This is a genomic window from Bacillus salacetis (assembly GCF_003581585.1).
Lineage (GTDB): Bacteria > Bacillota > Bacilli > Bacillales > Bacillaceae_B > Rossellomorea > Rossellomorea salacetis.
In genome coordinates, this window is record NZ_QXIR01000044.1 from 12,189 (window position 1) to 33,329 (window position 21,141).

Here is a 21,141-nt window from a genome sequence, read left to right on the forward strand (position 1 = left end):
ATGACACGGCCTGTTTTCAATGTGCGGATATATCTCTTTAACCAGTTGAAGTAGACTACTTGACTGTTTTCTTTGATATGCATAAGAAACCATGGCCGTGTCAGGCGCCATGGTTTTTTTGTATTCAAATTCAGGTATACCTGATGAAACTAGGAGGAAACAGTTTGAACCAATTACAAAAGATATTTAGTGAAAAGACAATGGAATTACATGATCATACACTTGAAGTCGGGAGGGTGACCTCTCAGCAAAAAGGAATATTTACAGTTCTGTCCCTCCAAGGTGAGTTTCAGGCAAGATTGACAGGGAAGCTTTACTATCAAACCCAGACTGCCGAGGACCTGCCTGCAGTCGGTGATTGGGTGGCGTTCAAGCCTTTGGACAATCATCAAGCAATGATCGAGAAGCTTTTACCGCGGACCAGTAAATTTTCAAGGAAGAAAGCCGGGGATGAAGCAGAGGAGCAGATCATTGCTGCGAATATCGACTATTTATTCATAGTGTCCTCATTGAATGCGGATTTAAACCTGAACAGACTGGAACGATACCTGCTCCTTTGCTGGGAAAGCGGGGCTGTTCCCGTCATTATTCTTAGCAAGGCTGACTTGACTGATGAATTGGAGGATATAGTATCCGAAGTTGAAGCTGTGGCAATGGGAGTGCCGATTTTTCCTGTATCATCGTTTGAACAAAAGGGGTTCGAGGCGCTTGGGCACTATCTGGCCGAAGGAAAAACAGCCGCACTGGTGGGTTCTTCTGGAGTCGGGAAGTCGACCCTCTTAAACACGCTTATAGGAAAAAGTGTACAGACCGTAAAGGAAATCAGGGAAAAAGACAGCAGAGGGAAGCATACAACCACCCACAGGGAAATGTTCCTGCTCGATAATGGAGCCTTCATTATCGATACACCCGGTATGAGAGAACTACAGCTATGGGAAGGCTCTGAAGGGGTATCGACTCAATTCAAGGATATTGAAGAGTTCGCCGAAGAGTGTAAATTCCGTGATTGCAGCCATGAAGATGAACCAGGATGCGCAATCCGGGAAGCCATTGATCAAGGGATATTGTCAACTGAAAGATATATGAGCTATCAAAAGCTGCTAAGGGAAATCGAATACTCTAAACGAAGAGCTGACAAACGGCTTCAATCACTGGAAAGGAAGAAATGGAAGAAAATTGGCCAAAACCGCGCAAGCCGCAAATGATCTTATTCTTTTACCTATCTGCAAAATCACGTTAGAATTATTCAATAAAGGGAATATTGTTATGGAGTAAGTAGAAAGGATGAGAGTAATGAAGGAAACGCCTCAGTCAAGGAAAGCGACATTTGCCGGCGGCTGCTTTTGGTGCATGGTCCAGCCTTTTGAGGAGATGCCGGGAATTATAAAAGTGGTTTCGGGTTATACCGGAGGACATAAAGAGAATCCGACCTACCGCGAGGTGTGTTCTGAAACAACAGGACACTATGAAGCCGTCCAAATCACGTATGACCCGGAACTATTTCCTTATGAGAAATTGCTGGAGCTGTACTGGCAGCAAATAGATCCAACAGATCCGGGAGGGCAGTTCTTTGACAGGGGAGAATCCTATACAACTGCAATCTTCTACCATGATGAGGATCAAAGGCTGGCGGCAGAACAGTCGAAGGATGCCCTTGAAACAAGCGGTAAATTCTCAAAACCAATCGTGACGAAAATCCTGCCTGCAAAAGAGTTTTATGAAGCGGAAGATTATCATCAGCAATATTATAAAAAGAACCCTTCACACTATCAAAGGTACAGTATTGGTTCTGGCAGAAAAGCATTTACTCAAAAGCATTGGGGGGAGCAGCAATGAAGAATAAAGACGATGCCAAAAAAGACCTGACACCGATGCAGCATGAAGTTACGAAGAATAATGGGACGGAACCTCCATTCAAAAATGAATATTGGGACGAATTCGGCGATGGTATTTATGTGGATATCGTCTCCGGGGAACCGTTATTCAGCAGCAAGGATAAATATGATGCAGGCTGTGGATGGCCAAGCTTCACAAAGCCGATCACAGAAGAAGAAATTGAAGAAAAAATGGATTACAGCCACTTCATGGTCAGAAAAGAAGTCAGGAGCAAATCCGCCGATTCCCACCTGGGACACGTATTTGATGATGGGCCAGGGCCGACAAAGCTGAGATATTGTATCAATTCAGCGGCACTCAGGTTCATTCCTAAGGAAAGCCTTGATAAAGAGGGATATGGCGAATATAATAAACTCTTTAAATGATAATTCTCACCCATTAATGATGAAGGAAGGCTGATTCAGATGCTGAAAAAATTATTTGGAAAAAAGGAAGAAACACCTGAATCCATTAACGTTCATTCACCGCTTACAGGAAAGATGCTGAGCCTTGAAGAAGTCCCCGACCCTGTATTTTCACAGAGGATGATGGGTGACGGAATAGCAATCGACCCTGCAGAAGGGAAAGTGGTTTCTCCTGTAGAAGGAGAAATCGTCCAGGTGTTCCCAACCAAACATGCAGTGGGAATCAAGGCGAAAAACGGAGCCGAGCTCTTGATCCATATCGGCCTGGAAACCGTCTCGATGAATGGTGAAGGATTTGAAACCCATGTCTCAGAAGGGAAGAAAGTGAAAGTAGGCGATCCCCTTGTTACGTTTGACATGGACCTGGTTAAAGAAAAAGCTAAAAGCACGATCACTCCCGTCATCCTTACAAATGGAGATGACTTCGGGGAAATCAAAAAAGAAGAGGCGGGTGTCGTAACTGCTGCACAAAGTCAGGTTATGACCATATCTATAAAATGATTAAAGAGCTGTGATATACAGCTCTTTTTTATGTCTTAATAAATGTATCGGTTCATAAAATGTCATTACTCTTTACACTTCTAATCGTTATTGGCAAGAGCAAGGATATTGTCATTCTAAATGATATGGGAAGAATCTATAGGAATTCGATTAAAATAGTGTTTATCAGGGACGCTTTGCAATTTTATCCCCTATCCAACAATCATTCACGCCTATTTTGGAGTGAAGTATAAACCAAATAGGCGGATGCTACATACACTATGGTGTACAGAAAAATGAGGAGTGATATGGATGCATTGCGGATATGACGATTGCTGTTACTATGCCTATCCTGCGGCCCCTGTAGCCGGTGCAGGCTATCGCGGCGGTTTTGCCTTGATTGTCGTGTTGTTTATCTTATTAATCATCATCGGTGCGGTTTGCTACGCTCCAAAATGCTGAATTTAAAGAGTTAGTTTGTAATTATTGATGCTGATTAAGGCATGTTTAGAGGATAAGTCGAAGAACTTAGTAAATAACAAATAAAAGAATCGTTCCAAACCAAATTATAAAATTGAAACTGCAGTACGTAAAGACCGATAGAAAATCGGTCTTTTTTCATGTTCTTCCTTTCTTCAAGAAAGATTCTCATATCTTTACATAAGTATTAAATAAGAGTAGAACTCCACTTAGACCAGGAGGGTGCCTCATGCCTCATTCTCACTTGATCAAGCCGATGCTTTTGGAACATTATCCTGAAATTGATTATGGTAAAGGCATATTTTTGTATGACAAAGCTGGGGTAGAGTACTTAGATGCATGTTCTGGCGCCGTGACGGCCAATATCGGACATGGAATCGAAGAAATACTGCAAGCCATTTATAGGCAGGGACAGCAGGTCTCATTCGTTTATCGCTCTCAATTCACCAACGAGCCGAGCGAACAGCTTGCAGACCTGCTTTCTCAAGAGACCGGCCTGGAATGGTGCTTTCTTGTTAACAGCGGTTCAGAAGCTGTAGAAACTGCGGTGAAAATCGCCATACAGCATTGGCAGGAAAAAGGAAAAACCGCGAAACGAAGAGTCATTTCCCGCTGGTTAAGCTACCACGGGATAACTTTCGGGGCATTATCAGCATCAGGGCATCCGGTAAGGAGGGAGCGGTTTGATTCGTTAGTCGGGGACTGGCCGGCAATCGAACCTCCCTATTGTTACAGATGTCCATATGGAAAGAAGTACCCTGAATGCGACGTCCATTGTGCAAGGCAGCTTGAAACAGTCATCAGAAGAATTGGGGAAGGAAATATTGCAGCATTTATTGCAGAGCCTGTCATAGGGGCAGCGGGCGGGGCGATTGACGCACCAAAAGAATACTTTCAAATCATCAAGGATATTTGTGATAAATATGAGATATTGCTGATATCCGATGAAGTGATGACTGGGTGCGGACGAACCGGGACTTTTTTGGCCATGGAACAATGGGGTGTCCAAGCGGATATTGCAGTTCTTGGAAAGGGCCTGAGTGCAGGTTATGCCCCCATTGCTGCAACGCTGATCTCGGAAGAAGTACTGAAGCCGATCATGGAAGGAACCCAAGTGATCATGAGTGGACACACCTTTAGCGCAAACCCTCTTTCCAGTGCAGCGGCCCTGGCTGTCCTCAAGCTCATTAAATCGGAAAAGCTGATAGAGGGTGTAGAAGAGAAAGGCGAATACCTAAGGAAAAAGTTAAACAGCTTAAAGAAGGATTATCCCTTTATTGGGGATATACGCGGAAAAGGTCTGATGATCGGCATAGAGTTCTCAGGTGATACTAAGGGGAAAGCCATTGACTCAGCTTTCACCTCTTTGGTAGTTGAAGGAGCGAAAAAGGAGGGCCTTCTCCTGTACCCTGCAGCAGCAGGGCTGGATGGAAGAAGCGGATCAGCGGTTTTGATTGCCCCGCCTCTGACAACATCTCCTGAAGAACTTGATGAGCTTATCGGCCGGTTGAATAAGACCTTTGAAGGATTATCCCGCTTATGAAAAGAAGGAAGGGAAAAGTATGGGGAGACAAAAGGTCAGCAGTTATGATGAGGTCAAAGAGTATTTCCATAACGGGATGACATTGATGTTTGGGGGATTCGGGGGAGTGGGTTCTCCCCCAACCCTTATCAGCCGCATTCTTCAGTGGGACATCAGAGACCTTACATTGATTGGAAATGATACAGGGTTTCCTTCTATCGGGATCGGACAGATTGTTTCAGGTGGCAGGGCAGTCAAAGTGATTGCATCCCATATTGGTAGCAATCCTGTAGCAGGGAGCTTGATGAGTGAAGGCAGGCTTGAAGTGGAGTTTTCTCCTCAAGGTATCCTGGCAGAAAGGATCAGGGCCGGGGGGAGCGGCCTGAAAGGGATTGTAACTGATGTCGGCCTGGAAGATCCCCACTTAAATAAAGGGAAGACCATATTGAATCTGCATGGATCGAATTATTTGGTAGAGACAGCTCTCACCGCTGAAGTAGGAATTATCTTTGCCAGAAAAGCCGATACAAACGGGAATCTTGTATACGATAAAAGCGCCAGAAATACCAATCCGCTTGTTGCCATGGCAGCTGATATCACGATTGCCGAAGTTGAGGAAATCGTGGAGCCGGGAAGTCTGGATCCCGAAGAAATTGTTACCCCTGGCGTATTCGTGGATAAAATCGTTCAGTCTGAAGGAGTGGGTTGGAAGTGGGCTTGGGAGTAGAGGAAAAAAACAAAATGGCTGCAAGAGCAGCGATGGAAATAGAGGATGGCATGATCGTTAATTTAGGAATCGGTATCCCTTCCCTTGTCCCCAACCATCTCAAAGGACTTTCAGGTATCACCTTCCATGCGGAGAACGGCATCCTCGGAATCGGAAAATCACCTGCTGCCGGAGAAGAGGATGAGAATCTTTGCAATGCGGGCGGCTTTCCAGTTACCCTCGAAATCGGCGGGTGCTATTGTGACAGTTCCATTGCTTTCAGCATCATCAGAAGGGGACTGCTCGACCTTACCATCCTAGGGGCACTGGAAGTAAGTCAAAAAGGAGACCTTGCCAACTGGATCATCCCGGGGAAGAAAGTGCCGGGCATGGGGGGCGCCACGGAATTGGCAATGAAAACTAAAAAGGTGATCGTTGTGATGGCTCATTGTGATAACTATGGGAAAAGCAAGCTGGTGAACAACTGTACTCTGCCCCTTACAGCAAAAACCTGTGTGGATGTCATCATCACCAACATGGGAGTCTTTCAAATTAAGAAAAATAGACTGGTATTGACAGAGATATTCAAACCATATTCATTAGATGATATAAAGAAAAATACAGAAGCAGAATTTGTTTCTTCAGAAAGCGTCCGGATGATTTAACTGCATCTCTATGTTAGTTTATTTTTTTCCCAAACTTTTGCTTTTGACCATTTTCTGGTACGGAAATATCGAGTGGAAACTAAGGCGTTCCCCAGGAAAGCGGCAGTCCTTCCTGAATACAGCGGCCATCGCAGCAAGGCCGGTGGGATTTTTTATTTATATTTAATAACTGCAAATTATTATGGGCATTTGAAAAGGATGTACTCCTTTCATATGAGCGGAGGCTCTAAAAGCTTAAATGGAAGCAGACACCGGGCTGTCTCCTGCCAAGCTGGCGGGTCAGACAAAATCCGGCATAATAGTTGGAGGCGCAGCAGCTGGCGGACTTCAGGGGATAACTCAGCTATAAGAAAACTTCCAATCACTCTGTTCGTTGTGTTTCCAAAATTCACTTAAAGAAAAGGAAGTGAAGAAAATGGACAATACTGCGGTCAAAGAATGGATATACAGTCAGGAAACACAAGCTGTCCGGCTACTGCAAAAGCTTATTCAGGAAAAGAGTGTGAGGGGCCAGGAATCGAAGGCGCAGGCAGTCATCATTGAAAAGTGCAGGGAGATCGGTCTCCAGCTGGATATTTGGGAGATACAAAAAAAGGATATTATGAATCACCCATTCTACCGCTGTGATAGGGATGATTTTTCAGGAAATCCCAATGTGATCGGTGTATTAAAAGGCCAAGGAGGAGGAAGATCCATCATCCTGAATGGACATATTGACGTTGTCCCGGAAGGAGATGAAGCCGCCTGGAATGTAGACCCATTCAGCGGTGTGCATAGGAATGGGAAGGTGTTCGGCAGAGGGGCGACGGACATGAAAGGAGGAACTGTCGCTCTGCTGCTGGCCATTGAAGCTCTGAAAGCAACCGGTGTCCTGCTGAAGGGCGATATCATTTTTCAAAGTGTGATAGAAGAAGAAAGCGGTGGTGCTGGAACCTTGGCAGCCTTATTGAGAGGGTATACAGCTGATGGAGCCATTATTCCCGAACCGACCAATTTAAAGCTGTTTCCAAAGCAGCAGGGTTCCATGTGGTTCAGAATCTTGGTGAAAGGTAAACAGGCGCATGGAGGAACAAGATATGAGGGAGTGAATGCCATTGAAAAGGGTCTGGAAGTAGTAAAGCGACTGCAGGATCTTGAGAAAAAGAGAAATGAAAACGTGCTGGATCCGCTTTATGGAAATATTCCAATCCCTTTCCCGATCAATATCGGGAAATTCGAAAGTGGAAAGTGGCCATCTTCCGTTCCGGATCTTGCGGTGATTGAGGGAAGGATAGGTGTGGGTCCTCATGAAACGATGGAAGGTGTAGAGAAAGAATTGCAATATTGCCTAGAAGGACTTTCAGAGAAGGATAGATGGTTTGAGGATCATCCGGTCACCTTAGAGTGGTTTGGAGGAAGGTGGCAGCCGGGAAGCATTGAAAGTGATCACCCTTTTATGGAAGCAGTCAGTGAAGCGTACTTGGAGGTTTTCGATTCCCCTCCAGTGATTGAAGCCTCACCTTGGGGGACGGACGGGGGCATCCTTTCAAAGGGAGGGAATATTCCTGTAATCATTTTTGGGCCGGGAACAACTGAATCAGCGCATGATGCCAATGAATTTATTGAGGTGCGCAAAATTCTTCAATCAGCTGAAGTCATTGCATCTGCCGTAATCAAATGGTGTGAAGTTGAGTATCAGTAATAGCGTTAAGTGAAAGAAAGCAGGGGGAGCATGCAGGAAATCAAACGAGTTACAGGAGACAGAGCGAAGCTGACAATCTTTTATGACCCTTTCAATGCGAGAATCAGAATTGATAAATATGCAGGGAATCTTGAAGAGGTCACAAGCCTGATTGAACAAGCGGCCAGTGATGGTTCAATTCATAAAGTCATTATCAAGGCCAGGGGTGAGCATCTCCAGTTCTTCCTGGAAAAGGGGTTTGAGCTTGAAGCAGTGATAAAAGGGTTCTTCAATGGCGGTGACTTATTTTTCATGTCACGGTTCAAGACAATGGCCAGAAAGAACTCCTCCTATTGGGAAAAAGCTGAAAAGATATACTCTGATGTCCGGCTGCTGAAACAAGAGACGGCGAACCCGCTTTATAAATTCAAGATTCACAAAGCGGGACCGGAGGATGCCGAGAGGCTGGCTTCACTGTATGAAAAGATATTCGAGGTTTATCCGGTGCCTCTGCAAAAAACGGAATACGTCCGAAGTTCAATGGCAAGTGGAACGGTTTTTCTTTACATCGAAAAGGACAAAGAAATTATAAGCGCTGCCTCAGCGGAAATTGATACAGTGCAGGGGAATGCTGAATTGACGGATTGTGCTACACTTCCTTCCTACAGAGGAAGCGGATTGATGAAGCAGCTGCTCAGCGGTTTGGAAGAGGAGCTATCGCAACAGCAAATATACTGCGTGTATACGATAGCAAGGTCACTTTCCTTTGGCATGAATGCAGCATTCAAACAGCTGGGATACCGTTATGGGGGAAGGCTGGTCAACAACTGCTATATCTATGACAAGATTGAAGATATGAACGTCTGGTGGAAGGATTTAAGCCAAGATGACTGATATATTTCTTACAGCTGAAAAACAAGAGACCATTTTTCCTCGCCCATCATAGTCTGGAAGTAACTGAAAACTGAATACTTGTTAATTGATAGTGCTGTCAGTCTAGTGAAATGATGGAGAAGGGTTGGTGCCTTTAATGTTGAATGATCATTACAAACCTAAGAGACATTGGAAGGACATAGAAGTATGGAAAGATGTCAGCGAAGAACAGTGGAATGACTGGATTTGGCAATTGACGAATACAATCAGGACATTGGATGACTTGAAAAAAGTGATCGATTTAACACCTGAGGAAGAAGAAGGGGTCAGGATATCCACCAAAACGATCCCTCTCAATATTACGCCTTATTATGCCTGGCTTATGAACGAAAAGGATGACCGCTGTCCCATCAGGATGCAATCAGTGCCGATTGGGAAAGAAATTCAAAAAACAAAATACGATATGGAAGATCCGCTTCATGAAGACGAAGATTCCCCAGTACCCGGTTTGACTCATAGATATCCTGACAGGGTTCTCTTCCTCGTTACGAATCAATGTTCAATGTATTGCCGTTATTGCACCAGGAGACGCTTTTCGGGACAAATTGGTATGGGGGTCCCTAAAAAGCAGCTGGATGAAGCCATCAATTATATTCGCGAAACACCGCAAGTAAGGGATGTTCTCCTATCCGGCGGGGATGGGCTTTTGATCAATGACAAAATTCTCGAGTATATTCTAAAAAGTCTGCGGGAAATTCCGCATGTAGAAATTATCCGGATCGGTACAAGGGCACCGGTGGTATTTCCTCAGAGAATTACAGATAATCTATGCAAGATATTGAAGAAATATCATCCAGTCTGGTTGAATACTCACTTCAACACCTCAATAGAAATCACAGAAGAATCAAAGAGGGCATGTGAAATGCTGGCAGACGCAGGTGTGCCGGTTGGTAATCAGGCTGTCATCCTTGCAGGAATCAATGACAGTGTACCGATCATGAAGAAACTTATGCATGATCTTGTGAAAATCCGGGTGCGCCCTTACTACATCTATCAATGTGACTTGTCTGAGGGGATAGGCCACTTCAGGGCGCCGGTGTCAAAAGGGCTTGAGATAATTGAAGGGCTGCGAGGCCATACATCCGGTTATGCAGTCCCGACATTTGTGGTGGATGCGCCAGGAGGCGGAGGCAAGATTGCACTCCAGCCGAATTATCTAATCTCGCAAGGTGCGGATAAAGTTGTTTTGCGTAATTTCGAAGGGGTCATTACCACTTACCCGGAGCCGGAAAATTATACAGCAGGCAAAGCCGATGATTATTTCAACTTAATTTATCCAACTGAAGCTTTCAAATCAGAAATAGGCATCAACGGCCTGCTGAACGAATCAAAATCTTCATTGGTTCCTGAAGGCTTGAACAGACTGAATCGAAGGAAGAACTACGTAACGAATCCTGAGCATAAGTCGTTGAAGGATTTCCGTGAAAAGAGAGATTCATTGAAGGAGAAAAAATATCAGGCTCAATTGAAAAAGATGGAAAAGGCAGAGTCAGCGGATGAATGAGATGTTTGAATGTACATGGTGCGGGGAACAACAAGCATATAGAAGCAGCGGACCGGTCCATTGGGAACTTCCGGATGGCTCACAGGCTATTGAGATTTCAGGGACACCCCAAGTTTTTTGCAAAAGCTGCGGGATTGTGTTCACGGAGGAAGCGGTTACAATTGAAATCGAAGACCAGCTGATGCTTATTGATACGAAACAGTTGAATGATAAGGTTTCATATGGTGAGTTAATGAAGATCGAGCGGAAATTAAAGCGGAATTATTTCCGTTTTGATTAAACAGGTCTTTACGCCGCCCTTTTGATTTTGTATTCTTAAACAATGCATAACCTTTATAGACACCAGTTTATGATCCAATAGTTTTCACAGGGCAGGAGATAATAATGAGAAGATCATTTTACCATTTTTTGATGAAATATCGTCAACCCACCGATCGGGATGAGCTCACAGCTTTTGCAAATAGTGTGTATGATGACCTGGCTTTTCCCAAGCAGGCAGAGGAGTATAACGAAGTCAGTTCCTATTTGGAATTGAACGGCCATTATCTCGAAAGCATGAGAGTATTCGATGACGCGTGGGAAAGGTATTTAATTGAAGAAAAATAGTTAAAAGCCGTCTGGGCATCCAGGCGGCTTTTACTATTGCTTATGACCTGTGTTGGGATCTGCCCATATCATCTCATTATCTTTCGTTGTGTTCCATACATCTCCTGCGGGGCCGGTCCATCCCTCACGCCGCTGAGCTTTCCGCTTTATATAAAGGCTTTTTTCGTAAACCTTGCTGCTATTCAATGTCAATTTTAAAGACTATCCTGGTAAATCATCGTCACAACCCCGGTGAGCAGGAAAGAAAAGAGCGGCTCGTTCTTTTTCGATAGTAACACCTTTGAATAGAGGGGAAAAATCCGGCACCTGGGGTTTTTCCGAAAGCAGTCTTTAATAAAAATTAACTCCTTTATAGGCTTCCTTTATGAGCGTTATTTCACGGTCTGCATATGATAATAACAAATAAACTTAAGGGGAGGGGAGAAGATGGGCAAGCGGAAACTGCCGAAATTCAACACAGGGGACACTGTGGTGGTAACTATCTATGGTACTGTCGGAAAGGTGACAAATATTAAGCTGTTAGAGGGAGAATACCTGTACGAAGTCAATGAAAGTGAAGGGTTATTCAAAGAAGACTGCTTAAGGCTGCTGGATGAATATGACGGCTATTTGCTTGAACAGGAGCAGATTGATATTGAGTATAAATTTCTGTTCGGCGACCTGGTAAAGGTAAAAGGCTACGATCAGGATATTTTTAAGATAGTAGGATTCCGCACTGAAATTTGGAGATATAAAGAAGATTCCTGGGAAGATGTTATTTACGAGTTGACCAGGATTACTGACGGAGAATGGCTTGAGGCCGATGAAGATGAATTGACTCTTATAGCGGATTACGACCAAGCTGAAACCTATATCAAAAAATATGGTATCATGCTCCCTGCAAAAAAAAATCAGGCCGTGTTACCCTCTCCGCGATATCAAGATGATAATTATGTCGACCGGCTTCTGGACCATTATAACGATTATAAAGCCTTATATTATCTATTCAATGACAAAAAATACAAGCGCAAAATGAATAGCATCGTCGATCAGCTGAAGAGCCATTTAGGCTTGAACTCTGATGTCATTGGGAAAGACTGAGTTAAAGCAAACAGATGAGGAACACTGGAAAGCTCAAAATGAAAAAGGCTTTCAGCATCCAGCTCAGCAAGCGTTCCATTCCCTTAATTATCATTCCACCATCATTCATGATATCTTCTTCCAAGAAACTTTTCAGTGTTTTGACTGTTTCCATTTTATCTCTCCTCCTGATTCATTGAACAAGCTTTAACAGCTTTGTATCCTCACTTTATGCTTGTCCAAACAGGGATATGAAAAGTTTTTTCAAGTTGCATAACTTTCTTTTGATTTTCATAGATTGAAGTACAAGGGGGCGATACTATGCGTGAAATCGAAGTGTTTATCGATACGGAAGAAATTGCAGAATTTTTCTTTCAGGAGCTTGTCCGCAGAGGGTATGTACCCTCAGAAGAGGAACTAGAGGAAATCGCTGATATTACGTTTGAATACCTTATTGAAAAATGCATTATCGACGAAGAACCGAACGATGATGATTATTAATTACACATGAGACAGTAATGTCTCTGCTACATACACATGAATCAGGCTTCCCCGACGGGAAGCCTGATTTAAGTTGATATTTCTTTTAACTAGGCTCTTTTCGTAAACTTTGTTGCTATTCAATATAAATTTCAAATAAAATCCTGGTATATCGTCGTAGAAACCCCCGGTGAGAAGGAAAGAAAAGAGCTGCTCGTTTTTTTTCCGAAGTTCCCCCTTGTATACAGGGGAAAAATCCGGCACCTGGGATTTTTCCGTAAGCAACAATATATGCGAAGACAGTCTTTAACTATGAGGAAAGCTTTACCATTATTTTTGCATGGGTTGTAACGTCAAAATGCGCGGGAATGGAAAGTGTTTTGAGTGCATCGATGTTTTTTAGCGTATGGCGGCCGGCCCATTCCTCATGGATGAAAGTATGTTCATGGTTCTGCCAGGCACTGGACAGGAAGGGACTGAATACTTTCCTGCCATCACTGTTAAGCGGTGAATAACTATCCGGCCAGTAATCGCTGCGAGATCCAGTATGAGGAGTATTTTTAGCAAAATTGAATGAAGAACGAAGTACCTTTTTATTCTTGAATAAAATGGCATAAAGCTTTTTGCCGATATCTACTCGCTTCTTGGTGCTTTCAAAATGAGAAACACTGCTGCCTGCCAATGAAAAGGCTCCAGCGCTTGTTTCTCTTTTCTTATAAGGAAAGAATACGGTAGTCAGTTCCAGTCTGTCTTGCAATAAAAATAAGACCTTTTCATATTGGTACTTGTTCTCTTTTATTTTGGAAACCAACCTTTTTTGGATCATACTTTGTTCATTTATTATTAAGGCCAGTGTCATTTCCAGTGTGTCCCCTTGCTTCCAGAATCGTTCCCAGAAGACAGACATCGTGCGGGAAACTCCGAAGGCTGGAAGCAAGTGGAATAAGGATTTTTGTTTTTCAACACTTTTCTTATAAAGAAGGAGCTGCGGATAAGCATCATGAAATATAAAAGCATTTGCTTTTTCCAGAAACAAGAAAAAGTGACGGGCTTCAGTTTCCTTTAGGAAGGAGGGGAGGAAATGAGCTTTTAAATCTGTCATGTGATAACCGGCATTTCGCGAAACCATATGGGCAAGGAAAGACCATTCAATTTCCTGATTTTCCTGATAGTAGTCCAAATAAGCCATGGTCCTGGTTATGTTATTTTGGTTTTTCTGTTTCGTTTCCGCCTTGATTTCCTGAATCAATTCCCTCTCTTCCGGCAAAATGGCAAGGGGAGGGGAGCTCTTACTAAGAATCAGTGTATTGATTTTCCTGATTTCTCTTTCTGTCAATAGCGGAATGGATTGATCTTTTAGGCGGAGGAATTCTTGAATGAAAGATAAAAACATACAATATCACCTCAAAAATTGAAACTTTCCACTTGAGTGCTCCGTAATAAATACAAAGGAGGAGTAACCTTGCTGAAAAAAATGATTAAACATTTATTGAAAAGTAAAACGCACAAAAAATATTATTCATCCAGTGATGCCTGGAAGCATCATAAATCTCATAAACATAAGCACTATGGCCACCACCACTACAAAAAAAAGCATAAAAGCAGCTTCTCCAGCTTCTTCAGCAGCTGACTTAAATGGGGGTCTGGAGAGAAACGGTCAATTTCTTTGAAAAAGAGTGGAATGCCGGGACCAGGATTGATGATTATATTGTCATATCCCTATTAGGGAAAGGCAGTTATGGGACTGCTTATCTGGTCAGAGAAGGAACGGATGGAAGACTTGCAGTCCTGAAAAAGCTAAGGCCCTATAAACAGCTGATAGACCAAAGCGGGAAATTATTGAATTGGGAAGCAGATGTACTGAGGAAACTTGACAGCCCTCACTTTCCCAAGCTGATGGCATTCGGCAACCATAAGAAAGTCCCATATTTTGTCATGGAATACTTTGAAGGAAAAACCTTCGATCAACTTATCTTTGAAAAAGGAAAATCCTTTGACGAAAGAGAATCCCTGCATATAGTCAAAGAATTAGTGAAGCTTGTCAAAATAATTCATGAAACTGGGATCGTTCACAGGGACTTACGGATCCCCAATATTTTGCTGGATGGCAGTACATTGAGAATAATTGATTTCGGGCTTGCAGCGAATATTGAAAGTGAAGGCAGGACAATGCTTAAACATAAAGACTATATGCGCGAGAAAAGTATCCATGCTGATTATTATGCTTTGGGACACTTCCTGCTCTTCCTTCTGTACTCTTCCTATGAGAGTGAAGAGAAGAAAGAAAAAAGCTGGGAAGAGGAATTGCAGCTGTCAGAGCCGACAAAGGGAATTATCCGTAAATTGCTGCAAATTGAAAAGCCATATGAGGATTCCACCACATTAGTGCAGTCACTTGAAAGTGCAGCCCAAAAAATTCAATAGTAAAGGAAGGATCCATGATGTCATTTTTTAATAAGGTATTTGCATCTGTTGGAATTGGTGCAGCTTCCGTGGATACAAAGCTGGAAAAAAACCGATACTCGGCTGGGGAAAGAGTCTCTGGCATAGTGGAAGTGAAAGGCGGCAATATTGAGCAGGAAATCGATTCTATCTATTTAAAGCTGTATACAACCTATATCAGGGAATCTGATGATAAAAAATATACGGACAGCGCTTGCATCGAGAAGGTGCAGATATCTGAACCCTTTGTCATCAAGGCTAATGAGTTGAAGCAGTTCCCAGTAAGCTTCGAACTTCCTTTCGACACTCCTGTGACTGTCGGCAACACCAGAGTGTGGGTGGCAACTGGATTGGATATAAAGAATGCTGTGGATCCGAATGATAAAGATTATCTCGAGATTTCCCCAAATGAAATGATGAATTCGATATTCGCCTCCTTAGGAAGGCTGGGATTTAAACTCAGAAAAGCTGATTGTGAACAGGCACCGCGCCATTTAAGAGGCAAAAATCCATTTGTCCAGGAATTTGAGTTTATACCGGTAACAGGAACTTATAGAAGCAGGCTGGATGAATTGGAGGTTATATTCACGAATCAGCGATTAAATTCTGTTGACGTTTTATTAGAAGTAGACCGCAAGGCCAGAGGATTTGGTGGTTTTCTTGCCGAGGCCCTGGAAATGGATGAGTCCATGGTAAAATTGGCTATTTCTGCTGCTGAAATTCCGTCGATTGACGAAAAAATCACAAAAATGTTAGACCGTTTTTCCTGAAATTTTCTACTTCGACAAAAGCAGTCTTTTTTTGATGAAGGATTCGACAAGGACAAGAGCTAATTCTATAAGAACAAACCGAACGGAGGGGTTCTTATGGCATTGCTTGAAAAAATCATTCGTCCAAAATCCTATACGAAGACCTTTGACGTCACTATATTTCAGACACCTGATTTCGGCCAGAGGAAAGGCTACAAAAAAGTATATCGAATGGCCATTCCTGCCCAGACCAAAATGGAAGCTCTCGATCAGACTTTCCGCTTATTCAATGTTCCGGATACAATGCCAAATGATTATTATGGACGCTATATCACCACTGGGGATATTGTCTTTATTGATGAGGGAAGAAGAGGGCATTTCTATTTCCGGCTTGAACCGGGAGGATGGAATGAAGTAAATAGAGTAATTATCAGATGATTGTATACCCCGGCTTTTGTGGCTGGGTTTTTACTTTATAGGACTGTGTTTTTGCTGGGAATAAAAGCGTGATGTCCTTGAAAAGATGGCTTTTGCTGGGGTGGGACTGGCTTGGTTATTGGTATTAATTGCTGCCTTCAAAAAATATTCCCTGATTCATCGATCCCAGGCTTAACGAGGTTCTATCTTTAAGGGATTTTAAGTTGATTTGGTACGGATTCTTTTTATTAACAGCAAAGTTGAAGAAAAGAATTCTGCATGAATGGATACATTTATCAAGCTGGGAAAAGAGAGCTGAAAAAACAGCTCTCCCACATAAATTTATTCGTTATGGCCAGGACCGTTTTTCCGTTTACGGCCAGAGTGTTCTTTGTTATGCGCTTCGTGTTCCGCGACGATTGCTTCCGGTGGTATATGATTGTTCTTCTTTGGAGCATTGATTCGCGCTCTATGTTTTTTTCCCAAAGCAGTTACCTCCCGCTGTTGAATCTTTCTGTCTTAGAAGAGTTTGGCTGATTTCTGGAACGTGAAGATGGATTCGTGTTGTTGGCATATTCCACTGCCTGGCGAAGTTTTTTGCTCATTTTTTCATTAGCCATGATAATCCCTCCTTAACGATTAGTTTTGCCACTTCGTTCATTGTTATCCTTGTTATCAACACGTTGCATGAATTGGTAAAAAGGCTTACAATGTTCATGCATAGCCTTGGGATGAAGAAGTAATCCTAAGGTATGGGCAAAATTCGTTAAAAGATAAACAGGAGGAATTTACAATGAGTATACATATTGGTGCAAAAGAAAATGAAATTGCAGAAACGGTCCTGCTCCCCGGCGACCCTTTGCGTGCGAAATACATCGCGGAAACATTCTTGGAAAATCCGGTCTGCTATAACGAAGTAAGAAACATGTTCGGTTACACTGGTACATATAAAGGGAAAAGGGTTTCAGTTCAGGGTACTGGTATGGGCGTACCTTCCATCTCCATCTATATTAATGAACTTATGCAGAGCTATAATGTCCAAAACCTGATCCGCGTAGGAACTTGCGGTGCGATCCAAAAGGATGTAAAGGTTCGCGATGTCATTCTGGCAATGAGTGCATCAACCGATTCGCAAATGAACCGCCTGACGTTCAATGGGATTGACTTTGCTCCGACTGCTGATTTTTCACTTTTAAAAAGAGCTTATGATGCAGGCGAAGCAAAAGGGCTAAACTTGAAAGTCGGAAATGTCTTTACAGCAGATATGTTCTATAATGATAATGCCGAACATGAGAAGTGGGCTCAATATGGCATCCTGGCTCTGGAAATGGAAACATCCGCTCTATACACTTTAGCAGCCAAGTATGGACGTAATGCATTGTCCGTCCTAACCGTTTCTGACCACATCTTAACAGGTGAAGAAACCACTTCAGAGGAAAGACAGACAACATTCAATGATATGATCGAAGTAGCTCTGGAGGCTGCAATTAAATAAATGGAAATAAAAGGCTTGCCGTGATCCGGCAAGCCTTTTATTTGTAATGTCAGCCGGAAAGATTTTTGCCGGAAAAGTTTACTTGGATTACAGAACGGATAAGAAGTGATATGATGATGGAGACAAAGATAGAGAAGGTGAAAGATAAGATGAAGAAATTATTCTTGGTCCCGGCTGCTGTTCTCCTGTTATCGGGCTGTCAGCAGGCTGAAGAATGGACAAAGGATTTGTTTTCCTCAGATGAGCCAGCCCCGCAAGAGCAGGAAAATGAAATGGAAGACAGCGGGCAGATCGACGAGGCTCAGGAAAATGGGGAATCAGCGGCTGATGAAATTGAGGAAAATGGGGAAAGTGCCGATCAGAATGAGGAAGAAGTTGTTCCTCCTGCATTGCAGCTGGAATCCCAGTTTTTCAATGAAGTAAAAACAGTAGAAGGAAAAAAGGTCATTACCAATCCAGCGAATACTTTGGCTCTGGTCAATAAAGAATTCGGATTGAGTGATTATAAGCCTTCAGATCTTGTAAGGCCTGATGTGCCCTTTGTATTCGGAAGCCAGGATCTTGAAAAAGCGTATATCCGGAAAGAAGCAGCAAAGGCACTTGAAGAAATGTTCGCTGCCGCACAGAAAGATGGACTTTATTTAACTGCGATATCCGGATACCGTTCCTATCAGTATCAGGACATGCTATTGAAACGGGAAATCAAGCAATTCGGGGAAGAAAAGGCTGTTAAGGCTGTTGCCCCTCCCGGTAATAGTGAACACCAGTCAGGCCTTGCAATGGATATTTCCAGTAAGAGCAATGACTTCCAGGTAAGCATCCCGTTCGAAGAGACACCTGAAGGAAAATGGCTAAAGGAAAATTCATATAAATTCGGATTTGTTCTTCGATATCCTAAAGGGAAAGAGGATATCACCGGATATCAATATGAACCATGGCATTTCCGCTATGTCGGGAAAGAACCGGCAAAGGTTATTTTTGAAAATGACTGGACACTCGAAGAATATTTTGCAAATGTGAAGAAAATATAGCTTGGCAAAGGCCTGGAAGGTTTTCCTTCCAGGTCTTTTTTCTATGGAAGCAAATAAATTCTCTGCTTTTTACATATATGTTATTAAGAGGGACATGCTTCAAAAAGCAGGGGGAAGAAGGAATGATGAAGGTTTACATTCAGATAGTCCTTGGCAGTCTTTTAGTGGCGATAGGGATAAATGCTTTTTTTGTCCCTCAGCATTTTTTGGACGGAGGAATGATTGGAATCGGTTTAATCAGCCATTATTGGCTGGATTTTCAACCCGGCCTTACGATGGTTATCCTGAGCATCCCTCTTTATGTGCTGGCTTTTTTCTTTGACCGCAGCTTATTTTATAAAAGCATACACGGTCTGTGGCTGTCCTCATTATTGATTGATATGCTCAAACCCCTCTCTGAAAGTATCCAGATGATTCCCCTTATTGCTGCATTGATGGGCGGAGCCTTCGTAGGGGTCGGTATTGGATTGATGCTTATGGCCGAGGCAGCAGCGGGAGGAACCGATCTGCTGGCACAGATTATCGGGAAAAGCACCGGCTGGAATGTGGGTATCATCATATTTATCATTGATACGGCCGTGCTCCTTGGAGGATTTGTCCTCATAGGTGCTTATTCTTTTTTTCATTCCCTTCTTGCAATCAGCACTGTGGGTTTTTTTACAGCCCTTTTAACTCATAATAAAAACCGAAAGCGATTTTCCTTTAGATAAATTTTAAAAACTGATAAAATGAGAAAGGTGCAATTTACCATGCTTGATTTAGAGCGCAGAATTTTATCAGATTTAAAAATAGTGTTCAGAATTTATGAAACATGCTATCCTAAGGAAAATATGCTAGCAAGACTTGCTATGAAAGTGGTGAACGTTGATGGATAATGAACAGCAGCAGAAAACAGAGGAATCCGCAGAACAGCCCAGTTCGGGATTCATACGCATCCGAAAATTTCAATTTGTTATGTTAATATTCGTTTTAGTTTTTGCAACGGCAGGCATTACGACTTTTGCGTTAGCTTTTGGGGACGAGAAAGCAGTGAATGTGGGTGTTCAGGAAAGAAACGAATTCCAGAAGCTATATGAAGCTTATGATGCTTTGAACACACAATATTATAAGGATCTGAAGCAGGAAGACCTTGTCAACGGTGCAATCAACGGAATGCTTGAATCACTGGAAGATCCTTACTCAGATTATATGAACCAGGATGAAGCTAAAAGATTTGAAGAAAGCATTACTTCCTCCTTTGAAGGCATAGGTGCTGAGATCCAGGAAAAGGACGGACATATCACAATCGTTTCACCGATCAAGGGATCGCCTGCTGAAAAGGCAGGATTGCGTCCTAATGATAAGATCCTCGAAGTTGATGGAGAAAGCATTCAAGGATTGAGTGTAACGGATGCCGTTCTCAAAATCAGAGGAGAAAAAGGTACTAAAGTGACACTGACAGTCCAACGGCCAGGTGCTGATGAACAGACGAAGGTGACTATAACCAGAGATGAAATCCCATTGGAAACGGTTTACTCAGAGATGCTGGACAACGGGATAGCAAAAGTCCAGATTACCAGCTTTTCTGATGATACTTACAATGAATTGACAAAGGCATTGGAAGAGATGAAAGCAGAAGGGATGAAAGGGCTCATCATAGATGTGCGCCAGAATCCAGGCGGACTGCTGGATCAGGCAATCAAAATTTCTTCGTTGTTTGTTCCTGAAGGGGAGGTACTTCTCCAAGTGGAAGATAACGAAGGGAATAAAGAAAAGATCGCTTCTGAAGGCGGGCAGAAAATTGATGTTCCTGTAACCGTGCTGATTGATAAAGGAAGCGCGAGTGCTTCTGAAATCCTTGCAGCGGCAGTAAGTGAATCTGCTGATATTCCGCTGGTAGGTGTCAATTCATTCGGTAAAGGGACTGTACAGACATCAGAAGGCTTTACGGATGGTTCAAACATGAAATTCACTACAGCGAAATGGCTGACGCCTGATGGTACATGGATCCATGAAAAAGGAATTAAACCTGATCATGAGGTTACGCTTCCGGCATATGCTGAGCTGCCATATATCAATCCTGATAAGGAATTGAAAGAGTCAGACTTATCCGATCAGGTTAAAGCGGCTGAAGAAATGCTGAAAGCTGAAGGGTATGATACCGGAAAAGCGGATGGTTTCTTTGATGACAAAACCACCGAAGCTGTAAAAGCATTTCAAGAAAAGGAAGGCCTTGAAGTAACGGGAACTTTGAATAGCGAAAGTATCCTTAAGCTCATGGATAATTTAAGAAATCTTATCCAAAAGAACGATACACAGGTCAATAAAGCTGTTGAAGTCCTATCTGAGAAAATAAAATAAAAATTGTACAATGCCGGTTTGCAAGGGGTTCCTTGTAAGCCGGTTTTTTCATGGATGCAGTAGAGGGATTTATGCTCCAGTACGAAACTATGGGAACATTGGTCAGATTCACCGGCTTTGTCTGCGGGGAAGATCGGGTATGAACGTAACCTGGGTCTCAAGCCAGGTCCAATCTGTACGGCGCTGAGGGGGGCTTTCATTTAATGCTCACATCTCCAGCGCCCAGCCCCTCCGGATCAAATAACCCGTCGAGAATAAAAGGGAAGAGCGCC

At 43.0% G+C, this 21,141-nt stretch carries 26 protein-coding genes; 22 read left to right on the forward strand and 4 right to left on the reverse strand.

Annotated features, from left to right (window positions below; all coding sequences use genetic code 11):
- Positions 1-143 precede the first annotated feature (143 nt).
- From rsgA to yodN, 14 genes are all read left to right on the forward strand, one after another.
- A complete protein-coding gene (rsgA, locus tag D3H55_RS21680; protein WP_420808782.1) occupies positions 144-1,205 on the forward strand; it encodes a ribosome small subunit-dependent GTPase A in 1,062 nt (353 codons plus the stop codon).
- An 88-nt stretch (positions 1,206-1,293) separates the two neighbouring features.
- On the forward strand, positions 1,294-1,836 hold the full coding sequence (gene msrA, locus D3H55_RS21685; RefSeq protein WP_119549403.1) for a peptide-methionine (S)-S-oxide reductase MsrA: 543 nt from the start codon (positions 1,294-1,296) through the stop codon (positions 1,834-1,836).
- Positions 1,833-2,261 carry a peptide-methionine (R)-S-oxide reductase MsrB gene (gene msrB / locus D3H55_RS21690; RefSeq protein WP_119549404.1) on the forward strand — a complete coding sequence of 143 codons (429 nt, stop codon included), beginning with the start codon at positions 1,833-1,835 and terminating at the stop codon, positions 2,259-2,261. The genes msrA and msrB overlap by 4 nt, the downstream gene beginning before the upstream one ends.
- Before the next feature lie 39 nt (positions 2,262-2,300).
- Positions 2,301-2,801, forward strand: coding sequence for a PTS sugar transporter subunit IIA (locus tag D3H55_RS21695; protein WP_119549405.1), 501 nt, complete (start codon positions 2,301-2,303; stop codon positions 2,799-2,801).
- A gap of 291 nt (positions 2,802-3,092) precedes the next feature.
- A complete protein-coding gene (locus D3H55_RS21700) occupies positions 3,093-3,242 on the forward strand; it encodes a YjcZ family sporulation protein (RefSeq protein WP_119549406.1) in 150 nt (49 codons plus the stop codon).
- Between the two features lie 247 nt (positions 3,243-3,489).
- Positions 3,490-4,803 carry an aspartate aminotransferase family protein gene (locus D3H55_RS21705; protein WP_119549407.1) on the forward strand — a complete coding sequence of 438 codons (1,314 nt, stop codon included), beginning with the start codon at positions 3,490-3,492 and terminating at the stop codon, positions 4,801-4,803.
- A 19-nt stretch (positions 4,804-4,822) separates the two neighbouring features.
- Entirely contained in the window at positions 4,823-5,509 is a 687-nt protein-coding gene (locus tag D3H55_RS21710) for a CoA transferase subunit A (RefSeq protein WP_119549408.1), read from the forward strand.
- On the forward strand, positions 5,494-6,153 hold the full coding sequence (locus tag D3H55_RS21715) for a 3-oxoacid CoA-transferase subunit B (protein WP_119549409.1): 660 nt from the start codon (positions 5,494-5,496) through the stop codon (positions 6,151-6,153). Before D3H55_RS21710 ends, D3H55_RS21715 begins: the two co-directional genes overlap by 16 nt.
- A 415-nt stretch (positions 6,154-6,568) precedes the next feature.
- Entirely contained in the window at positions 6,569-7,834 is a 1,266-nt protein-coding gene (locus D3H55_RS21720) for a peptidase (RefSeq protein ID WP_119549410.1), read from the forward strand.
- Positions 7,835-7,864: 30 nt separating this feature from the next.
- A complete protein-coding gene (ablB, locus tag D3H55_RS21725) occupies positions 7,865-8,707 on the forward strand; it encodes a putative beta-lysine N-acetyltransferase (protein ID WP_119549411.1) in 843 nt (280 codons plus the stop codon).
- A gap of 136 nt (positions 8,708-8,843) precedes the next feature.
- Entirely contained in the window at positions 8,844-10,250 is a 1,407-nt protein-coding gene (kamA, locus tag D3H55_RS21730) for a lysine 2,3-aminomutase (protein ID WP_119549425.1), read from the forward strand.
- Between the two features lies 1 nt (position 10,251).
- Positions 10,252-10,530, forward strand: a complete 279-nt coding sequence (locus D3H55_RS21735; protein ID WP_168413218.1) for a YokU family protein — start codon at positions 10,252-10,254, stop codon at positions 10,528-10,530.
- A gap of 104 nt (positions 10,531-10,634) precedes the next feature.
- Positions 10,635-10,856 carry a YozE family protein gene (locus D3H55_RS21740; protein ID WP_119549413.1) on the forward strand — a complete coding sequence of 74 codons (222 nt, stop codon included), beginning with the start codon at positions 10,635-10,637 and terminating at the stop codon, positions 10,854-10,856.
- A gap of 426 nt (positions 10,857-11,282) precedes the next feature.
- On the forward strand, positions 11,283-11,936 hold the full coding sequence (yodN, locus tag D3H55_RS21745) for a germination protein YodN (RefSeq protein ID WP_119549414.1): 654 nt from the start codon (positions 11,283-11,285) through the stop codon (positions 11,934-11,936).
- Between the two features lies 1 nt (position 11,937).
- Here yodN and D3H55_RS24625 read toward each other — a convergent pair whose 3' ends face one another.
- Positions 11,938-12,090, reverse strand: coding sequence for a hypothetical protein (locus D3H55_RS24625; protein ID WP_168413216.1), 153 nt, complete (start codon positions 12,088-12,090; stop codon positions 11,938-11,940).
- A 146-nt stretch (positions 12,091-12,236) separates the two neighbouring features.
- Here D3H55_RS24625 and D3H55_RS21750 point away from each other — a divergent pair, with 146 nt between their 5' ends.
- Entirely contained in the window at positions 12,237-12,416 is a 180-nt protein-coding gene (locus D3H55_RS21750) for a YozD family protein (RefSeq protein ID WP_119549415.1), read from the forward strand.
- 289 nt (positions 12,417-12,705) lie between these two features.
- On the opposite strand, the gene D3H55_RS21760 is transcribed toward D3H55_RS21750, so the two are convergent.
- Positions 12,706-13,788 carry a DUF2515 family protein gene (locus D3H55_RS21760; RefSeq protein WP_119549417.1) on the reverse strand — a complete coding sequence of 361 codons (1,083 nt, stop codon included), beginning with the start codon at positions 13,786-13,788 and terminating at the stop codon, positions 12,706-12,708.
- A 242-nt stretch (positions 13,789-14,030) separates the two neighbouring features.
- Between D3H55_RS21760 and D3H55_RS21765 the strand changes: the two genes are divergently transcribed.
- The 3 genes from D3H55_RS21765 (at position 14,031) to D3H55_RS21775 (ending at position 16,024) form a co-directional block, all read left to right on the forward strand.
- Entirely contained in the window at positions 14,031-14,819 is a 789-nt protein-coding gene (locus D3H55_RS21765) for a serine/threonine protein kinase (RefSeq protein ID WP_119549418.1), read from the forward strand.
- Positions 14,820-14,836: 17 nt separating this feature from the next.
- Positions 14,837-15,607: a sporulation protein gene (locus D3H55_RS21770; RefSeq protein ID WP_119549419.1), complete on the forward strand. Its 771-nt coding sequence runs from the start codon at positions 14,837-14,839 to the stop codon at positions 15,605-15,607.
- Between the two features lie 96 nt (positions 15,608-15,703).
- Positions 15,704-16,024 carry a YodL domain-containing protein gene (locus D3H55_RS21775; protein ID WP_205685518.1) on the forward strand — a complete coding sequence of 107 codons (321 nt, stop codon included), beginning with the start codon at positions 15,704-15,706 and terminating at the stop codon, positions 16,022-16,024.
- A gap of 321 nt (positions 16,025-16,345) precedes the next feature.
- On the opposite strand, the gene yoyE is transcribed toward D3H55_RS21775, so the two are convergent.
- Both yoyE and D3H55_RS25320 read right to left on the reverse strand, forming a co-directional pair.
- On the reverse strand, positions 16,346-16,489 hold the full coding sequence (gene yoyE / locus D3H55_RS24630) for a protein YoyE (protein ID WP_168413217.1): 144 nt from the start codon (positions 16,487-16,489) through the stop codon (positions 16,346-16,348).
- 5 nt (positions 16,490-16,494) lie between these two features.
- Entirely contained in the window at positions 16,495-16,623 is a 129-nt protein-coding gene (locus D3H55_RS25320) for a hypothetical protein (RefSeq protein WP_276310261.1), read from the reverse strand.
- A gap of 173 nt (positions 16,624-16,796) precedes the next feature.
- Here D3H55_RS25320 and deoD point away from each other — a divergent pair, with 173 nt between their 5' ends.
- The 4 genes from deoD to D3H55_RS21795 all read left to right on the forward strand — a co-directional run bounded on the left by deoD (position 16,797) and on the right by D3H55_RS21795 (position 20,869).
- Positions 16,797-17,498 (forward strand): purine-nucleoside phosphorylase, encoded by a 702-nt coding sequence (gene deoD / locus D3H55_RS21780; RefSeq protein ID WP_119549420.1) that lies wholly within the window; start codon positions 16,797-16,799, stop codon positions 17,496-17,498.
- A 149-nt stretch (positions 17,499-17,647) separates the two neighbouring features.
- Positions 17,648-18,529, forward strand: a complete 882-nt coding sequence (locus tag D3H55_RS21785; protein ID WP_119549427.1) for a M15 family metallopeptidase — start codon at positions 17,648-17,650, stop codon at positions 18,527-18,529.
- A 122-nt stretch (positions 18,530-18,651) separates the two neighbouring features.
- Complete coding sequence (locus tag D3H55_RS21790) at positions 18,652-19,239, forward strand: YitT family protein (protein WP_119549421.1); 588 nt, start codon at positions 18,652-18,654, stop codon at positions 19,237-19,239.
- Between the two features lie 157 nt (positions 19,240-19,396).
- Positions 19,397-20,869: a lmo1851 family serine protease gene (locus D3H55_RS21795; RefSeq protein WP_119549422.1), complete on the forward strand. Its 1,473-nt coding sequence runs from the start codon at positions 19,397-19,399 to the stop codon at positions 20,867-20,869.
- Positions 20,870-21,141: the final 272 nt, after the last annotated feature.